15 protein-coding genes are annotated in these 15,176 nt (G+C 42.5%); 6 read left to right on the top strand and 9 right to left on the bottom strand.

The features are described from left to right. Window positions 1–4: 4 nt before the first annotated feature. Window positions 5–409, top strand: coding sequence for a low affinity iron permease family protein (locus tag SOO65_RS08010; protein WP_321399152.1), 405 nt, complete (start codon window positions 5–7; stop codon window positions 407–409). A 4-nt stretch (window positions 410–413) separates the two neighbouring features. Here SOO65_RS08010 and SOO65_RS08005 read toward each other — a convergent pair whose 3' ends face one another. From SOO65_RS08005 to SOO65_RS07995, 3 genes are all read right to left on the bottom strand, one after another. Further along, window positions 414–947: a DUF488 domain-containing protein gene (locus SOO65_RS08005; RefSeq protein ID WP_321399151.1), complete on the bottom strand. Its 534-nt coding sequence runs from the start codon at window positions 945–947 to the stop codon at window positions 414–416. Window positions 948–1,016: 69 nt separating this feature from the next. Then, a complete protein-coding gene (locus SOO65_RS08000) occupies window positions 1,017–2,312 on the bottom strand; it encodes a DEAD/DEAH box helicase (protein ID WP_321399149.1) in 1,296 nt (431 codons plus the stop codon). Between the two features lie 14 nt (window positions 2,313–2,326). Beyond that, entirely contained in the window at window positions 2,327–2,842 is a 516-nt protein-coding gene (locus tag SOO65_RS07995) for a hypothetical protein (protein WP_321399147.1), read from the bottom strand. Between the two features lie 11 nt (window positions 2,843–2,853). Here SOO65_RS07995 and SOO65_RS07990 point away from each other — a divergent pair, with 11 nt between their 5' ends. Continuing rightward, entirely contained in the window at window positions 2,854–3,777 is a 924-nt protein-coding gene (locus SOO65_RS07990; RefSeq protein ID WP_321399145.1) for an HD-GYP domain-containing protein, read from the top strand. On the opposite strand, the gene SOO65_RS07985 is transcribed toward SOO65_RS07990, so the two are convergent. Further along, on the bottom strand, window positions 3,769–4,707 hold the full coding sequence (locus tag SOO65_RS07985; protein ID WP_321399143.1) for a YeiH family protein: 939 nt from the start codon (window positions 4,705–4,707) through the stop codon (window positions 3,769–3,771). The genes SOO65_RS07990 and SOO65_RS07985 overlap by 9 nt on opposite strands. A gap of 56 nt (window positions 4,708–4,763) precedes the next feature. Between SOO65_RS07985 and mdtD the strand changes: the two genes are divergently transcribed. Together mdtD and SOO65_RS07975 are read left to right on the top strand one after the other, a co-directional pair. Next, window positions 4,764–6,155: a multidrug transporter subunit MdtD gene (gene mdtD, locus SOO65_RS07980; protein WP_321399141.1), complete on the top strand. Its 1,392-nt coding sequence runs from the start codon at window positions 4,764–4,766 to the stop codon at window positions 6,153–6,155. A gap of 89 nt (window positions 6,156–6,244) precedes the next feature. Next, window positions 6,245–6,454 carry a hypothetical protein gene (locus tag SOO65_RS07975; protein WP_321399139.1) on the top strand — a complete coding sequence of 70 codons (210 nt, stop codon included), beginning with the start codon at window positions 6,245–6,247 and terminating at the stop codon, window positions 6,452–6,454. Here the strand turns inward: SOO65_RS07975 and SOO65_RS07970 are convergent. Together SOO65_RS07970 and SOO65_RS07965 are read right to left on the bottom strand one after the other, a co-directional pair. Then, complete coding sequence (locus SOO65_RS07970) at window positions 6,449–7,726, bottom strand: sensor histidine kinase (RefSeq protein ID WP_321399137.1); 1,278 nt, start codon at window positions 7,724–7,726, stop codon at window positions 6,449–6,451. The genes SOO65_RS07975 and SOO65_RS07970 overlap by 6 nt on opposite strands. Beyond that, window positions 7,707–8,846, bottom strand: a complete 1,140-nt coding sequence (locus SOO65_RS07965; RefSeq protein ID WP_321399135.1) for an FIST signal transduction protein — start codon at window positions 8,844–8,846, stop codon at window positions 7,707–7,709. The genes SOO65_RS07970 and SOO65_RS07965 overlap by 20 nt, the downstream gene beginning before the upstream one ends. 144 nt (window positions 8,847–8,990) lie before the next feature. Here SOO65_RS07965 and SOO65_RS07960 point away from each other — a divergent pair, with 144 nt between their 5' ends. After that, window positions 8,991–9,968 (top strand): YheT family hydrolase, encoded by a 978-nt coding sequence (locus tag SOO65_RS07960; protein ID WP_321399133.1) that lies wholly within the window; start codon window positions 8,991–8,993, stop codon window positions 9,966–9,968. 570 nt (window positions 9,969–10,538) lie between these two features. After that, window positions 10,539–10,736 carry a hypothetical protein gene (locus SOO65_RS07955; RefSeq protein WP_321399131.1) on the top strand — a complete coding sequence of 66 codons (198 nt, stop codon included), beginning with the start codon at window positions 10,539–10,541 and terminating at the stop codon, window positions 10,734–10,736. Here SOO65_RS07955 and SOO65_RS07950 read toward each other — a convergent pair. The 3 genes from SOO65_RS07950 to SOO65_RS07940 are packed head-to-tail and all read right to left on the bottom strand — an operon-like array spanning window position 10,733 to window position 15,176. After that, the gene (locus tag SOO65_RS07950; protein ID WP_321399129.1) at window positions 10,733–11,092 is read right to left on the bottom strand and encodes a hypothetical protein; all 360 of its coding nucleotides are present in this window, start codon (window positions 11,090–11,092) and stop codon (window positions 10,733–10,735) included. The genes SOO65_RS07955 and SOO65_RS07950 overlap by 4 nt on opposite strands. After that, window positions 11,076–14,216, bottom strand: coding sequence for an efflux RND transporter permease subunit (locus SOO65_RS07945; protein ID WP_321399127.1), 3,141 nt, complete (start codon window positions 14,214–14,216; stop codon window positions 11,076–11,078). Before SOO65_RS07945 ends, SOO65_RS07950 begins: the two co-directional genes overlap by 17 nt. A gap of 9 nt (window positions 14,217–14,225) precedes the next feature. Then, window positions 14,226–15,176, bottom strand: coding sequence for an efflux RND transporter periplasmic adaptor subunit (locus tag SOO65_RS07940; protein WP_321399125.1), 951 nt, complete (start codon window positions 15,174–15,176; stop codon window positions 14,226–14,228).

Here is a 15,176-nt window from a genome sequence, read left to right as displayed (position 1 = left end):
CAGAATGAAAGATCGTTTTCATAAATTCGCCTCTAAAGTCTCATTAATCTGCGGTTCCCCTTACACATTCGGTGTGGCCCTCCTCACTATTATTACCTGGATTTTTTCGGGTCCATTCTTTGGTTACTCAGACACCTGGCAACTCATCATCAATACGGGTACTACCATCATTACTTTCCTAATGGTCTTCCTGATTCAAAATACACAAAATCGTGATGCTCGCGCGATTCACCTGAAACTTGATGAACTCATACGGGCAAATAAACATGCTAGAAATCAAATGATCGAACTGGAGGCACTAAGTGACGAAGAGTTAGACAAGGTCCACAAGGAATTGCTTGCGTATCATAAAAAGACAGAGAAAAGAATTGAGGATGTACAGGTCCATCGTTCAAAAAGGAAGAAATAGCTTTTTAAGCTGCTTGTTCAGGATAAGTAATAATTTTGCCATGAACTTCTGCAAATGATGTTAAATTATGAGGTCGAACAATTTTGTCGCTTAAGATATCCAACACAAGAAAGCGATAGCTCAGTAAAGCGTCTCCAATCATAGAACGGTGGCATCTCCAGGGAACTGCTTCAGAGCACATAATGGCGACTTTCGATTTTGAGGCGAGATTCATGAGTTCTTTCAATCCCTCTTTGAATTCCTGTGTCTGCATGTAATCGGCATATCCTCGAAACTGAGGACTTCTCCATCCCACATTGAGCTCGGATTCCTTATCCACTCTCCTTCTTCCGCCTAAAGCCAGTAAGTGCTTATACTGGATTCCATTTCTTTCGAGATTCTTTCTTAAGCGAGCTTTTCCGAATTGTGGACAGTGCCGAGATCCTGGATAGTGCCTTACGTCTACTAAGAGCTCGATGCCGTAGCTCTTCAGAATCTTCATGAACTCGCGAGTGGGATGTGTAGAATGACCGATGGTATAGATAGTCTTTCTTGCCATAAGAAATGATAGCTCACTGTTTTAAGTTAAGCTCATCAATTTAGGCGCAAGAGTTCCGACTCAAAAACTCTATCTTCTTTTCTTCTTATTGTTTTTCATACCAGGATGCACTCGTTTAGACCCATCACTTTGAAGTGTTTGGCGCTTTGAGTGATCAAGCCAAGCGTTCTTTTCCTGACTTTTTCCGGGAGTTGGCGCTGTGGTTTTCTTGGCCACTGCTTTGACTTTATAGCCTTCACCGCCGCCGCCATGGAATTTCTCAGTCTTGAACTTAATGGCCGAAAGTTTTTGGATTTTCTCCAGGCTCGGCTTTTCTTCTTCATCACAAAATGAAATGGCGATCCCGGCCTTACCAGCACGAGCGGTTCTTCCAATACGGTGAACGTAACTTTCTGGATCGATAGGAATATCAAAATTAATAACGTGGCTCACACCATCGATATCAATTCCACGTGAGGCAATATCTGTTGCCACAAGAATCTTAACGACCTTTTCTTTAAAGTGAAGAATTGCTCGTTCACGCTCTTCCTGTGTTTTATCACCATGAATGGCACGTGCTGCCCTTCGGTTTTGGGCAAGATACTCAACGATGTTATCAACGATGTTTTTGGTTTTCGCAAAAACGAGAACCAATTCAATTTCTTCTTCCTTCAGAATCTTTTTGAGTAACTGAAACTTTTCTGTTTTTTTACAGAAGATGACCTTCTGCTCGATGTTCTTTGCGACTGATGAAACTGGAGTTACCTCTACCGTCTTAGGATCGCGAAGAATTGTTGAAGCGAGTTTCTGAATTTCAGCAGGCATGGTCGCAGAGAAAAGCATCGTCTGCTTTCGCTCGGTCAGTTTCTCGAGGATAAAGTTAATATCATCAATGAAACCCATATCGAGCATACGATCTGCTTCATCCAGAACGAATGATTCAACCTTTGCCAGACGGAGCAACTTCTGCTCTACCAAATCAAGTAAGCGTCCCGGAGTAGCAACAACAATCTGCACTCCTTCTTGTAAGCGCTTCACTTGTCCTTCTTGCTCCACTCCACCAAAGATCGCACAACTTTTTAATGAGAGATTTTTGGCATAGGCCTGAATGGACTCATCAATCTGAATACATAGCTCGCGAGTTGGCGCGAGGATCAACACCAAGGGCTCAGCTTTTCTGACTTCACAATTGTTTGTTTGCTGAATAATTGGAAGTAAAAAGGCCGCAGATTTTCCCGTTCCAGTTTGGGCAATTCCCAAAAGATCATGACCTTTAAGTATTAAAGGAATGGCCTCAGATTGAATCGGAGTTGGAGATACATATTTTAGCTCCGCTAAATTTTGCGCAAGCTCATTACTTAAACCAAGATTTTTAAAGTCGGACACATTTACTCCGGTAACTAAACGTCGATTCCCATTTTCTTCAAGAGACCATCGACGTTAATGATTGCCTGATCAGCATTGGCCCCTTTGGTCAGGGAAACAATCTGCTGAGCGAGCCAAATCAAACGCTTTTGTAACATAGGGGCAAATGAGCGAGTGACCTCTTCTACCTTCTCTGCTGTCTCAATGTTGTTGCAAAGCTCTTCCAGCATGTCCAGTGTATCCGCCCAAAAGGCCGAAAATATTGGAATTAGTTGAAGATGATTCAGGGTAGATGCTTTGTAACCTGTGGCCTTACAAAGCTCACAGAACTTCCCGATCTGAAAAAATACCTTGTGCCCCGGACACATGGCCTCGAAAGTTTTCGCTGTTCCCATTAGACGATCGGTCTTATTGGCGAATTCCTCCAGAAGGGTCTTAGGAAATACATCACCCGAGTCTTCGATTTGTTCGACCACTACTTTGAGCTCTTTAAGAAGTTCATTTGCTTCACTCTGAAAAGCCTCTATAATTTCCTTATCGAGTTGCTCCAAGAGAATCTCCAATGCTTGATGACTTTTTTCCAGTCCGGTTAAATACTATTCGTCCAGACGAGGCGATAACTTTTGATTTATATCTAAAATTAACCACTCGGTACGTTCATTATATTCATTGTAACGAAGAACTTGAAGGAGAACGTCAGAAAAAGCTTAAATCTCATGGTGTGAGAAAGGTTTTTATCAAGACGGCCGACGAAGATGCCTACCTTTCTTATCTGGAAAGCGGACTTTCAGTTCTTAAAAACAGCAATCTCGATATCGCTTCGAAAGGCTCCATTGCTCACGACTCTCTTATCACAGCCGCTGAAAACGCTGAGCGAATTCTTGAAACTGAATCTGGCTTCAATAAGCAGAAAAAACAATTCGAAAAAGTGAGCGAGTTCTTATCCACGGAGAAAGGTGCTTTAAAGAGCATTCTCGCCTCTGCTGGAGTATCGATGGATAATAACCATCATGCTGCTACCGTCAGTAGTCTTTGCCTGGCAGTGGCTGCAAAAGCGGGTCTCGAAGATAAGACGGAAATTTTTGAACTTGGTATTGCCGCTCTTCTTCATGATATTGGAAAGAATCGTCTGAAGTTCAATTACATGAAACCATGGGCAGAATTCACTCCCGCCGAGCAAAAACAATACAAGAACCATCCTCAGGATGGTGCTGATATGCTGGCCGGTAAACCTTATATCAATCCGAGAATTCTAGGTCTGATTGCTGCTCACGAAGAAAAAGGTGAAGGCCGCGGCTATCCAGAGAAAGTAAATCTCTTCAAGAAGCCACTCACCTATCAGATCCTAAGTATGGTGAATGCTTTTGATCACTTTTGTTTTGAAGAAAATCTTTTGGCCGCACAGGCGATTGATCCATTTTTTGAAAAGAACGGTCAGTTCTATGATGAGAGTTTGATTTCAGTATTAGCGACAGTTTTAACTTAAACTAATAAAGAACAACGAAGTTCCCGCCACAATAATCCAAAGAACCACACCTTGAATAAATGGCTTGATTCCCACATTGCGAATGGTTTCGCGATTTAATCCGGACCCAATAAAAAACAGTGTCAGAACCATCAGCTTTCTTGATAGACCTTCAACAAAGTGACCAACAGGTTTTAATTCAGGAAAGAAAGTCACAAGACTTGCGGCAATAATGAAGCCCAGAATAAACCAAGGACGCTTGGCCTTTTGTTTCTCACCGTTTTCTTCTTTATTCGTCTTAGAACCCCAAAGGCTCACCATCATCGCAACCGGTATGATCCAAAGAGCTCGAGTGAGTTTTACGGTTGTTCCAATTGACAGGGCCTCAGCTCCAAATTGCAGTGTAGAGCCTACAACCGAACTCGTGTCGTGAATTGCAAGTGCACTCCAGACGCCAAACTGCCATTGTGTTAAATGAAAGTAGTGCCCTACTGCTGGAAAAATAAATAAAGCAGCAGCATTCAATAAGAACACAATTCCAAGAGAAACCGTGACCTCATGATGCTTGGCCCGAATAACGGGGGCGACAGCAGCGATGGCACTGCCACCACAAATGGCAGTACCGACTGTAACTAATAATGAAGTATCTTTTTCTGTTTTAAGAAGTTTTCCGAGAATCATTCCAACGATAAATGTGCCTGAGATGCTGATGACTGTGAAAGCGAATCCATCCTTTGTTGCTTTTGCAATTACTCCGAGATCCATTCCTGCCCCTAGTCCGATTACTGAGATGGCAAGGAGTTTATGGGTCCAGTTTTTTATTTTTAAAATGTAAGGATTGCCGATGGAAAGAGCAATCACAAGTCCCATAACAAGAGCGACACCAGATGAAATCCAAGGAGTTAAACTAAGAAGTGCAGCAATCGGTATGATGAAATGTGCAAGTGTCACAAAGAAAATATAATCCTACGATTGTGGGACGGCAACAACAGGAGTAGGATGTGAGCATGAAAAGTTCCTCATCAGACAGGACACTTCTCTGGCTCGTGGCCATCGGTTTCTTTATGGAAACCCTCGACTCAACTATCGTTAACACGGCCCTTTCATCAATGGCACGAGACCTGGGGAAAAGTCCTTTCTCTATGCAGCTCGTGATCATCAGCTACGCTCTTACTCTTGCAGTATTAATTCCTTTATCTGGTTGGCTCACTGATCGCTTTGGAACAAAACGTGTTTATCTCGGCGCCATCATTACATTTACATTGAGTTCTTTAATGTGTGCCATGGCACCAACGCTTAATTGGTTAGTGTTCGCGCGTGTCCTTCAGGGCGCGGGTGGCTCGATGTTGTTACCGGTTGGTCGCCTTGCCGTACTTCGCGCTTTTCCTGGCGACAAATATCTTCCGGCCCTAAGTTTTGTGACCATGCCAGCGTTGATTGGACCACTCATTGGCCCAACTCTTGGTGGATGGATCGTTCAATATTTTTCGTGGCATTGGATCTTCCTTATTAACATTCCAATTGGGATCATTGGCTGCTTTGCTACTTACAAGGCCATGCCTCAGGATGATTTCATTATTAAGAGGAAGTTCGACATCCTCGGTTTTTTACAACTCGCCATCTTCATGGTGTGTGTGTCTGTGGCCTTCGATGCAATTTCTGAGAAACAATATTCTAATGGGGTGATCCTCTTTTTATTTATCTTTGGCCTCGCTTCACTCGTGTCCTATGGCTTGAAAGCGGCCAAAAATCACGACTCTCTTCTTTCTCTGGAATTGTTCAAAACTAGAACTTACAGCATTGGTATTTTGGGAAATCTCTTCGCGCGAATTGGTACAGGGTGTATGCCTTTCCTATTGCCACTGTTCTTGCAAACAAGTCTTGGCTACTCTCCGATGGAATCCGGCATGGCCATGCTTCCACTTGCCTTTGCAGCGATCCTGGCGAAAAAAGTTGTACTGCCTTTGGTGAACCGATTCGGTTATCGCAAGTTCCTTATGGGCAACACCATTCTCGTTGGTATTGGTATTGCAAGTTTCTACTTCACGAGTAATTTTGGTAATGAGTATCTTCGCATGCTCCAGTTCTTTATCTTCGGTGCCTTCAACTCTATGCAGTTCACGGCCATGAATACTCTTACGATGAAAGACTTGGAGAAACGTCTTTCGAGTCACGGCAATACAATGTTCTCAATGGTTCAAATGCTCAGTATGAGTTTCTCAGTCGCTGCCGCCAGTTCTCTTCTTTCAACTTTTCTTGCTAACCATGAAATGCTTCGAGCATTCCATATGACCTTTTTCTGTATGGGTGCACTTACCTGTACTTCTGCCTGGATTTTTGGCCAGCTGAATTTGGCCGAAGTTGCTGAGAAAGAAGTCCCTGTGGTTTCTGAAGACTAGTAAAAGTGAGCACTTGGAGCATTTTTTAAGCTTTCTTGTGTTCCCCTAATTTAGAGATGCCTTGATAATATTTAATATCAGGAGCATGCATGAAAGTTGTATTTGAGTTGGACAAGCTCGAGCCGGATTTTAAAAGACGTCGTATTCAAGATTCTATTGTTAAAGCAATGGGCACTAAGATTATCGTTCGAGGAAATACCATCCATACAGAAGTCGACTTTGAAAGCACTGTCGAAGATCTTCTCATCAGATCAGGTTTAAAGTTCAAGAAACTTGAGGCCGCTGCCGCAAATTCATAAAGACGATCGCTTCGGAAGTTTCAATACAAAACGAGTGTGTTCTGTGGCCGCAAGTTCTATGCTGCCTAAATGATTTTCCATAATAGATTTTGAAATAGAAAGACCGAGCCCGGTACCTTTCCCCACTTCTTTAGTAGTAAAGAAAGGATTAAAAATCTTAGGAACAATGCTTTCAGGGATGCGTTTTCCGCTATTTTCTACCTGAATATAGTCGTGAGTAAGATTATCTACAAAACCGACGTGGATCCATGCACCCTTATCCCCTTCAATGGCATCAAAGGCATTGTTGAGTAGGTTCAAAAGGACTTGAGAGATTTGGATCCTATCACAATAGATGACATGCTTAAGCATTGATGGCGGTATGGTTAATCTTAAATCAACACTATTGTGCTTAAACTTCTCAGCACAAAGAGCAAAAACATCATTGATAATATCCATTAAAAAAACATCTTCCTTATGGAAGTTAGGACTTTCTCTGGAGATGGTTCTCATCACCGTGATGATTTTAGAAATTCTTGCCACCGTGGACTCAATCACATTCACCATATTGATGATGGATGGATTGTTAATATTGTTTCGCTTGATCTGCTTCTTAAGACTTTCAGTTGCCACATCAATCACGGCAAGGGGGTTATTAATTTCGTGGGCAACTCCTGCGGCCATTTCCCCAAGGGAAGCAAGCTTCGATGACTGAAGGATCTTCGCTTCTTGGTTTTTAATCACTCGGTCCTGCATGTACTTTTCAGTATTGTCTTGGATGTAAAGGATATATTGATGAAGATCGCGGCTAGAGACCGAACACATATAACTGACTTCCCTGCCATTAATTTCGGTGAAGAAGTCAAAAAGTACAACTTCATGGTTCTTATCTATTCTATTAACATGACTCTTAACAATCTCACTTAATTCCTCACCAACGACTTCTCCCAGTACAAGTCCATGCTTGGGAATAAAACTGGTTTCAAGCAAAGTATCAAAGGAACTATCAACGTGGAAATTCTTGTTGAAGATGATGATACTACCTGGAAGAGTTTGAATGATACCTGAGAGTTTGTTCTTCTCATGTTTCAAGGCAAGAGTCAGTTCTTCTAATTCAATGGTTCTTTCTTTGACCTGTGAGGCCAGATTGACGTTTTTCTCAAACAAAGAAAACGGACCTTTCCCCGAAGAGAGTCTACCTTCCACTCGGTCCATTAGGGCTGAGTTAACTTTTTTAAGTCGCTCAATTTCTTTTAAGAGTTGTTCGACTTTCTCAGACTCTTCTTTTTCCAAACGCCACTCCAGTTAAGGTTTGATTAACGTGAACTCCTCCAAACTGCTCTCCAAAAGTATGAAACCCCAGGGCATTATTTTTTCTGTATAACTCAGTTATGCGATCCCGTTCCTCTTGTGACATCTCCATAATTTCTAAACGACGTAGGATACACTCAAAGAATATACAGGTCTTGAAACCACCCAGATTATTGGCCAGGTCCATAAAGAAATCACTCGTTGTTTCATGCAGGGATTTTAATGATCCAAGTCTTAGCACCAGACCACTGTCAATTGCACAGTAGAAGGTCAAACTAAGATCGGGATTCATCTTTTGGATGCTTCGAACATAATAGTCGTCGCCCATTTTGAGCATAACAGGATTCTTTGAAAAAACAGTCGGGCTCAAATCAGAAAGCTGTACACCTAAAAGATCTGCATAAAACTGTCCCGCAGGATAACCTTCAATTTCATGAACAGTACGCGTCTTAGGATCGGCATTTGTAATGACAAACCGTTTATCCGTTTCCATAAAGTGCTGAACTTTGAATATCTCGAATGGGATGGTGGTTGTAATGATCGCCAAAGTTGCTGTGTTTTCCTGAAGGACACCATTTGAATAAACGAGGGTCGATTTGAACTCAAGTTTATCACTGGCAGAACCACCGATCAGTGGCACTCCTTTCAGGATGTCATCAATAATAGAGACATACTCTTCTTCCTGTACAGAAAGACCGTCAATTAAGAGTACGGCAAAAGTCTTACCTGTTTTTAGAGACTTCTCGTGGCGTGCCTGAATGGCATGGAATTGCTTTTTTAGATCAATGATAGCTTCTTCATTTTCATCGTTAAGATCGGGAATCGAAATTAAATCAGATTCAAACTCATCTCCATGAAAGGAAATGCCCACAATGCTATCGTCTGAGAACCCCTCAGGAGAAATTTCTCCAGCAGTGGTACTACCTATCGTCGAGGCATTAAAGTGCTTATTGAACGCAGCAGACATTTTTGCCGGATCATAAGAACGGGAACAAAAAAGGAAGTTTAACTTCGCATCTTTTCCATGCAGTTTCTGAGAGAGCTCTTCGCATGCCTTGTCCTCATCTTGATTATTCGAATAGGCCGTTAAAATTGATTCCATAAAACCCAGTTATTAGTGGTTGGCCTTATATTTTACAAAGGCCACTGCTTTATAAGAACAGAAGGACCTCTCTCTGAAGATAAAATTAAGTTTTCGACTCCTGTATTCTTGCGACTACATCTACTTAGATGAATAATATTCGATATGGAAAAAAGTATTATTGAGTCATTAAAAGAAGTTAAGCGGTCAATTCCACCATGCTTGCCACCTTTATGGGCCAGAACTGGGCATCTTCAAACTATTCTGGGTTATCTTTTACCTTCTGAGAAAGTGACCGAGGATGGAATTCACATCAATGTGACCTTAGAGAAAGAGACTGAAAGAATTCATTCGACTTATCTAAAAGGCTCGTCTCAAACAGTCGTTTACCTTTTCCATGGACTTGGTGGAAGTGCAGATTCAGCATACGTTCAAAGAGCAGCGATACTCGCCAGGAAAATGGGCCATCACGTTTTTATAAATAACCATCGAGGTTGTGGATTGGGTGCCGGTCTTGCGGTTGAGCCGTATCACTCAGGACGTTCTGAGGATTTGTCCAAGGTAATCGCTTACGGGCGAGAGATGCTGCCAAATCATAAACATATTGCTATCGGATTTAGTCTAAGTGCGAATGCTCTACTTCTCCTCGCTGCCAGTGTTCGCGGAGAAGTACAACCGGATTTCGCTATAGCAGTTAATGGTCCGATTAATCTTGATCGTGCTTCGATTAAGTTGGGGAAAGGTCTGAATAAGATCTATGATAAGCGCTTCACCAATGACCTTGAAAGATACATGAAAGTTAATCGTCCGCAGGATGTGGGTGACTTTTCATTGGTCAAAGACCTTCGCGATTTTGATGAACGTTATACGGCACCATTGGGTGGATTCAAAAATCGAGCTGATTATTATGAGACCTGTTCGGCCAAGCAGTATCTGCCAAAGATTAATATCCCAACCGTGATTATTACGGCCGAGGATGATCCATTTATTGGGATCGAAGATTATCGGGAAGCTCAGTACTCTCCAACAACTGTGGTTCATATTGAAAAGCATGGTGGCCATGTGGGGTATGTGGCGAGGGATGGATTGGGTTATAAGAGATGGCTGGATTTGGCGATTGGGAAGTATCTTGGTGTCATATGACCATTCCGAACCACTTAGAAATGGCCCCCAATAAAACAAAAGAGAACACTGTCATTTTCATTAACAGCAAATAATATTTTTGAAATGACTCAGGTTCACCTTTTCTTAATTTCAATTTTGATAGTGGAATACTTACGTACAAGGTTCCCAAAAATAGAAATGAGACAGAGGCAGGAAATGGAAGAAACGTATCAAATAAAAAAATTACCCAAACCTCTACTAAAAAGACTAACAAAATTTTATCTTGAGTGCATGTGAACTCCACTAAATGATCACAGTACGGGCAATGTATCTCTTCCTTCCAATCATCATAAGGCTCAAAGCTTAACTTTTGAGAGCAATGAGGACATTTCTTGGTAAATGAGAACATCATGGTGTCCTTTTCGACCCAACCAGTCCCCTTTCTTAACCAAGAATTCTTAAGCACCAGTCCCATTTTGAATCTACCTATATAAGCCCCTTTCTAAATAGCTGATTTCCAGTCACAAAAACTTGGCACAGAACCTGCTTATAGGGATTCCAACAGAGCACACCAGGATGGTGACTCGAACAACGGCAGGGAGGCCTCGAATGGAAAAGGAATTTTATGGAAATGGCGGTTTTAATGGGAATGATAGCGATGCTTCCGGTAAGCCTTTTCCTACAACATTCAACTCACAGGAAGATCAGCAGATAAAAGAGGGCCAAGAATCTAGTCCTGGCCCCGAATACACAACAGCAAAAGGGAAAATCGAAAAATACTTTCTTCACTTCAGTTCATGGCTTTAAAACTCAAACATAACTTCTCTTGGCCCCTTATTTAGCTCTTCAACCATGACATAGACGCGATAACTTTTCTTACGATCAATGTTCATAGGGGCCCAAAAACAATTCCTTTGTCTTTCAAAACGTAAGGTGTAATTTGATTTAGAACGAATAGGGCTATAGAAGCCATTTCGGATTTCGCCCTCATCCTGAGGACAAATCTTCAATCCCCCATTAATTAAAATCACATCAATGCGATGGTCGCCACGAGCATACGTGGTTAAAGGCCCCGCCATTGTCACTGCCTGATACTTTGAATTACTCGCGCAACTCACTAGTAAAAGTGTCAAAGTTAAAAAGAGATTATTTATCATCTGCATGATTTTTCTCCCTGTAAAAATAGTAATAAAGCGACGGAAGAACAAACAAAGCGAGAACAAGTTTCGTAACCAGTCCCCCGACAATTACTGTCGCTAATGGTCTTTGAATGTCAGAACCCACTCCTTGTGCCATAGTTGCCGGGATAAGTCCAAGTGCTGCTAAAAGAATGGTCATGAGCCGTGGCTTAAACTGAGTTATTGCTCCAGTTAAAACAGCTGTTTTTAAATCCATCTTCTCTTTTAGATCTTTCAGGCGAGAAACGAAAAGAACCCCTGACATGGTGGCAATCCCGAAGAGAGAAATAAATCCAACCCCCGAAGATACGTTGAAGTTGTAACCTCTCAGTAAAAGAGCGATTATCCCTCCAATTAAGGCAAACGGAATACAGCTCATGGCAATGAGTGATTCACGATTGTTACGGTAATGAAGGAAGAGAGCTCCATAAATAAGAAGAATTGTGAGTGGAATTACGACAATAAGCTTCTTACTCGCTCGTTCTAAGTTTTCATACTGTCCGCCCCACTCCATTTTGTAACCGTGAGGAAGTTCAATCGCTTCTTTCACCTTTTCCTTCGCCTCTTTCACGAAGCCACCTTGATCGCGGCCTTGAATATTGATACGAATAGAAATTTGGCGAAGACCGTTTTGTCTTTGAATAATGGTCTGACCAGGACTGAATTTGATATTCGCCACTTGAGAGAGAGGAATTTTGGCGGTTCCTTTCTCTGGAATCACCACTAAGTTCTTCACTTGTTGAATATCTCGGCGGTAAGCACCTGAATAACGAGTAACAATTGGAAATCGCTCTCCAGTTTCAGCGTAGAGAGTACTCACTGGTTTTGCACCAATGGCCGTTTCAATCAGAGTCTGAATATCATCGACACTCACGCCGTATCGAGCAGCTGCTTCACGATCGATGGAAATTTGTAACTGATCCTGAGGAGGCTCTTGCTCAACACCCACTTGAGTCGCACCAGGAATTTTCTCAATCACAGCAATTGTCTTCTTGGCGATTTCACGCATCAGCGTAAGATCTTGCCCATTAATGAGAACCGCGAGATCCGACACACTTCCTGTCACCGCTTCCGTCACGTTATCCATGATGGGTTGCGAGTAGAGAAACGTGAGTCCCGGATACTTAGCACTTAACTCTTCTTTGAGACTTCCAAGGAACTCTTTCTTCGAGACCTTCTTCTTCCAATCCTTATAGTCTTTAAGCACCACAAGAATCTCTAGACGATTTGGCCCGTAAGGATCAGTACCATCATCGTTTCGTCCGAGCTGAGTGATGGCGAGTTGAACTTCATCATGCTGAATAAGAGTGTCTTTAATTTTTGGAACTAGCTTATTGGCGCCTTGAAGAGAGTATCCCACTGGGAAGAAACAACGAATGTTAATCGCCCCTTCATCCAATTCCGGTAAGAACTCCGTTCCGAGCTGACTCCAACCAACTAAGGTCACTGCAAGAACTAACGTACTTCCCCAGACCAAGGTTTTTTTAGAACGATCAACCAGAAACCTAATGGAGTTCTCATAAAGCTTTTCAAGCTTGTGATAGATCTTGTTGTCCTCTTCCAGCAGTGACCTGTCCTTAGTCTCAGCGAATTTTCTATAAAAGAAAGTCATGAGAACCGGAATCACTGTCAGGGCAAACAACATCGAACCACAAATTGCAAAAGAAAGTGTCGTTGCCATAGGACGGAAAAGCCTTCCTTCCACGCGCTCGAAACTAAAAATCGGGATATAGGCCATAACGATAATAAGAATTGAGAAGAAAATCTCACTTCCCACTTCTTTAGCGGCATCAAAAGTCAGCGGAATTATCCCTCGCTCAAGTTCTTCATCTGAGGCAGACTTGTATCGCCGGATGATGTTCTCCACCATCACGACCGCACCATCGACAATGATACCGAAATCAATCGCCCCCAATGAAAGAAGGTTTGCCGGAATATTGGAGATCTTCATCATGAAGAAGGCAAAAAGCATCGAGAGCGGGATGGTAACTGCTACCACCAGAGACGAGCGCACACTTCCTAGGAAGAAATATAGAACGATCGCCACAATCGATACACCTTCAAAAAGTGTATGGGTAACGGTTCTGATGGTGTAATCAACAAGTTCACCACGATCATAAGTAACTTTGATCTTCACACCTGGAGGTAGTTCACTGGCATTAATATCATCAATTCGGGTCTTTAACTTCTCAAGAATGGAAGACGCATTCTCGCCCCTTCGCATGGCCACAAGACCCTGAACCGCTTGATCCTCGGTCTCAATTTTTCCTTTGTCATCTTTAAGTGCAAATCCAAGAATCCCCGCCTGAAAAGCCGCGGCTTCTTCGACCTTCGCAACGTGCTTAACCATGACGGGAATACCATCATGAGCACTCACTAGAGTATTCTCAATGTCTTTAATCGTACGAATGGCACCCATGCCACGAACGGCAAAGCCCTGATCTCCTTGTCTTAAAATATTACCGCCAGTGTTGACGTTGTTCTCCTGAATGACCTTGATGATGTCAGCAAGAGACATATTCACCGAGAAAAGTTTCTCAGGTGTCGTCACAACGTGGTACTGCTTTGAGAAACCACCGAAGTTCAAAACATCAGCAACACCTGACACCTCTAGAAGTTTGGGAATGACTACCCAGTCCTGAATCGTTCTAAGCTCCATCGCCGAGTGACCTTGCGTACTCTCAAGCACGTAACGATAAATCTCACCGGTTGGACCTGTTAAAGGAGCAAGCTCAGGTTCTACTCCTTCAGGAAGATCGGCCGTGGCAATTTTTTCTAAAACTCGTTGGCGGGCCCAGTAATCGTCGACTCCATCTTCAAACGTGATCTGAATCACTGAGAGACCGAAAATGGTTTTCGAACGTCTAACAATCTTCTTTGGAACCGAATTGAGCTCTCGCTCAAGTGGTCTCGTGACCAGTTGTTCAACTTCTTCGGCCGCTCTTCCTGGATAAGTCGTGATGATAGTTACCTGAGTATCACCGACATCCGGATAAGCTTCTTTTTGTAGATAGACCCAAGAAATCCAACCCATCACACAAATGATTAGCCCTATTATAAGTGTCGGTATCCGCCACTTAAGGGAGTAATCAATTAATTTATTGATCATACTTCCCCCTTAGTGTCCGAAGATGATTCTTTTCAGTAAAAGAACCCCCTCGCTCACGACCATCTCGCCTTCTTTAAGTCCACTGTAGATGCCAACCGTCTGATCACCATAAAACGAAGGTGTCACTTCTCTTAGAGCAAATGAATGATCATTCACTGCTACGAAGACAAAGTTTTTTCCATCAACAGTAAAAAGAGATGTCAGCGGTAAACTCAGCGCCTCCGAGTTAAAGTCACCAAATTCAATCTTGGCATACATTCCCGGACGGAATTTCCCATTGAGATTTGGAAGGGAGGTCACAATCTTCAAGGTTCTCGAGACAGGATCAATCACCTCGCCGATATGAATGACCTTCCCAGAAAACTTATCCTGAGGATAAGAGTTAAAATACACATCAACGTTTTCTTCCATTTCTACGTGATTGATCTGAATTTCAGGGATATCTGAAACCAGAATCACTGTATCTGACTTATTTGAGAGGAACTTTGGATCAAAACCTTGAGCACGAACCTTGTTCTGAAACTCAATCTCAGAATAACGAGAGTTCAACAGATCTCTCTCACCGTCTCTTAGTTCTTTAACGGTCGCTGCCTGCTGTTTGTGCATCTCTTGCAGACGTTCATAGTTTCTTTCATAGTTCTTACGATTCTGAGTCGCTTGAGCATAGTTATAGTAAATTTCGTTCAGCTCAGAGTTCTCGAACACCACTTTAGGGTCTTGTCCCTTACGAGGAAAAATGGCAGCGATCACTCGGCTGGGAGCAATCACAGAGATAAACTCGCCTTTCTTCCCGACTGCAACTCGGGTGAATTGTTTTAAGCCCTGAGCTTTCTCCGGGAAGATAATGGTTTTCTTGTCAGCTGAAAGTTCAGGACGGTTGTTCTCTACTGAATATGTATTATCCGGCGTCTCCTTAGAGCATGCCGTAATGATAAGTAATAAAAAAATGAACTTCTTCAT

This window comes from Peredibacter starrii, assembly GCF_034259205.1.
Classification (GTDB): domain Bacteria; phylum Bdellovibrionota; class Bacteriovoracia; order Bacteriovoracales; family Bacteriovoracaceae; genus Peredibacter; species Peredibacter starrii.
The sequence above is the reverse complement of the archived record's forward strand: the minus strand, read 5'-3'. Positions and strand labels throughout refer to the sequence as shown.

Excerpts from the sequence above, each read along its gene's own strand:
- SOO65_RS08010 (WP_321399152.1), top strand. The coding sequence starts at position 5 with ATGAAAGATCGTTTTCATAAATTCGCCTCTAAAGTCTCATTAATCTGC.
- SOO65_RS08005 (WP_321399151.1), bottom strand. The coding sequence starts at position 947 with ATGGCAAGAAAGACTATCTATACCATCGGTCATTCTACACATCCCACT.
- SOO65_RS07990 (WP_321399145.1), top strand. The coding sequence starts at position 2,854 with ATGCTTGATGACTTTTTTCCAGTCCGGTTAAATACTATTCGTCCAGAC.
- mdtD (WP_321399141.1), top strand. The coding sequence starts at position 4,764 with ATGAAAAGTTCCTCATCAGACAGGACACTTCTCTGGCTCGTGGCCATC.
- SOO65_RS07975 (WP_321399139.1), top strand. The coding sequence starts at position 6,245 with ATGAAAGTTGTATTTGAGTTGGACAAGCTCGAGCCGGATTTTAAAAGA.
- SOO65_RS07965 (WP_321399135.1), bottom strand. The coding sequence starts at position 8,846 with ATGGAATCAATTTTAACGGCCTATTCGAATAATCAAGATGAGGACAAG.
- SOO65_RS07960 (WP_321399133.1), top strand. The coding sequence starts at position 8,991 with ATGGAAAAAAGTATTATTGAGTCATTAAAAGAAGTTAAGCGGTCAATT.
- SOO65_RS07955 (WP_321399131.1), top strand. The coding sequence starts at position 10,539 with ATGGAAAAGGAATTTTATGGAAATGGCGGTTTTAATGGGAATGATAGC.
- SOO65_RS07950 (WP_321399129.1), bottom strand. The coding sequence starts at position 11,092 with ATGCAGATGATAAATAATCTCTTTTTAACTTTGACACTTTTACTAGTG.
- SOO65_RS07945 (WP_321399127.1), bottom strand. The coding sequence starts at position 14,216 with ATGATCAATAAATTAATTGATTACTCCCTTAAGTGGCGGATACCGACA.
- SOO65_RS07940 (WP_321399125.1), bottom strand. The coding sequence starts at position 15,176 with ATGAAGAAGTTCATTTTTTTATTACTTATCATTACGGCATGCTCTAAG.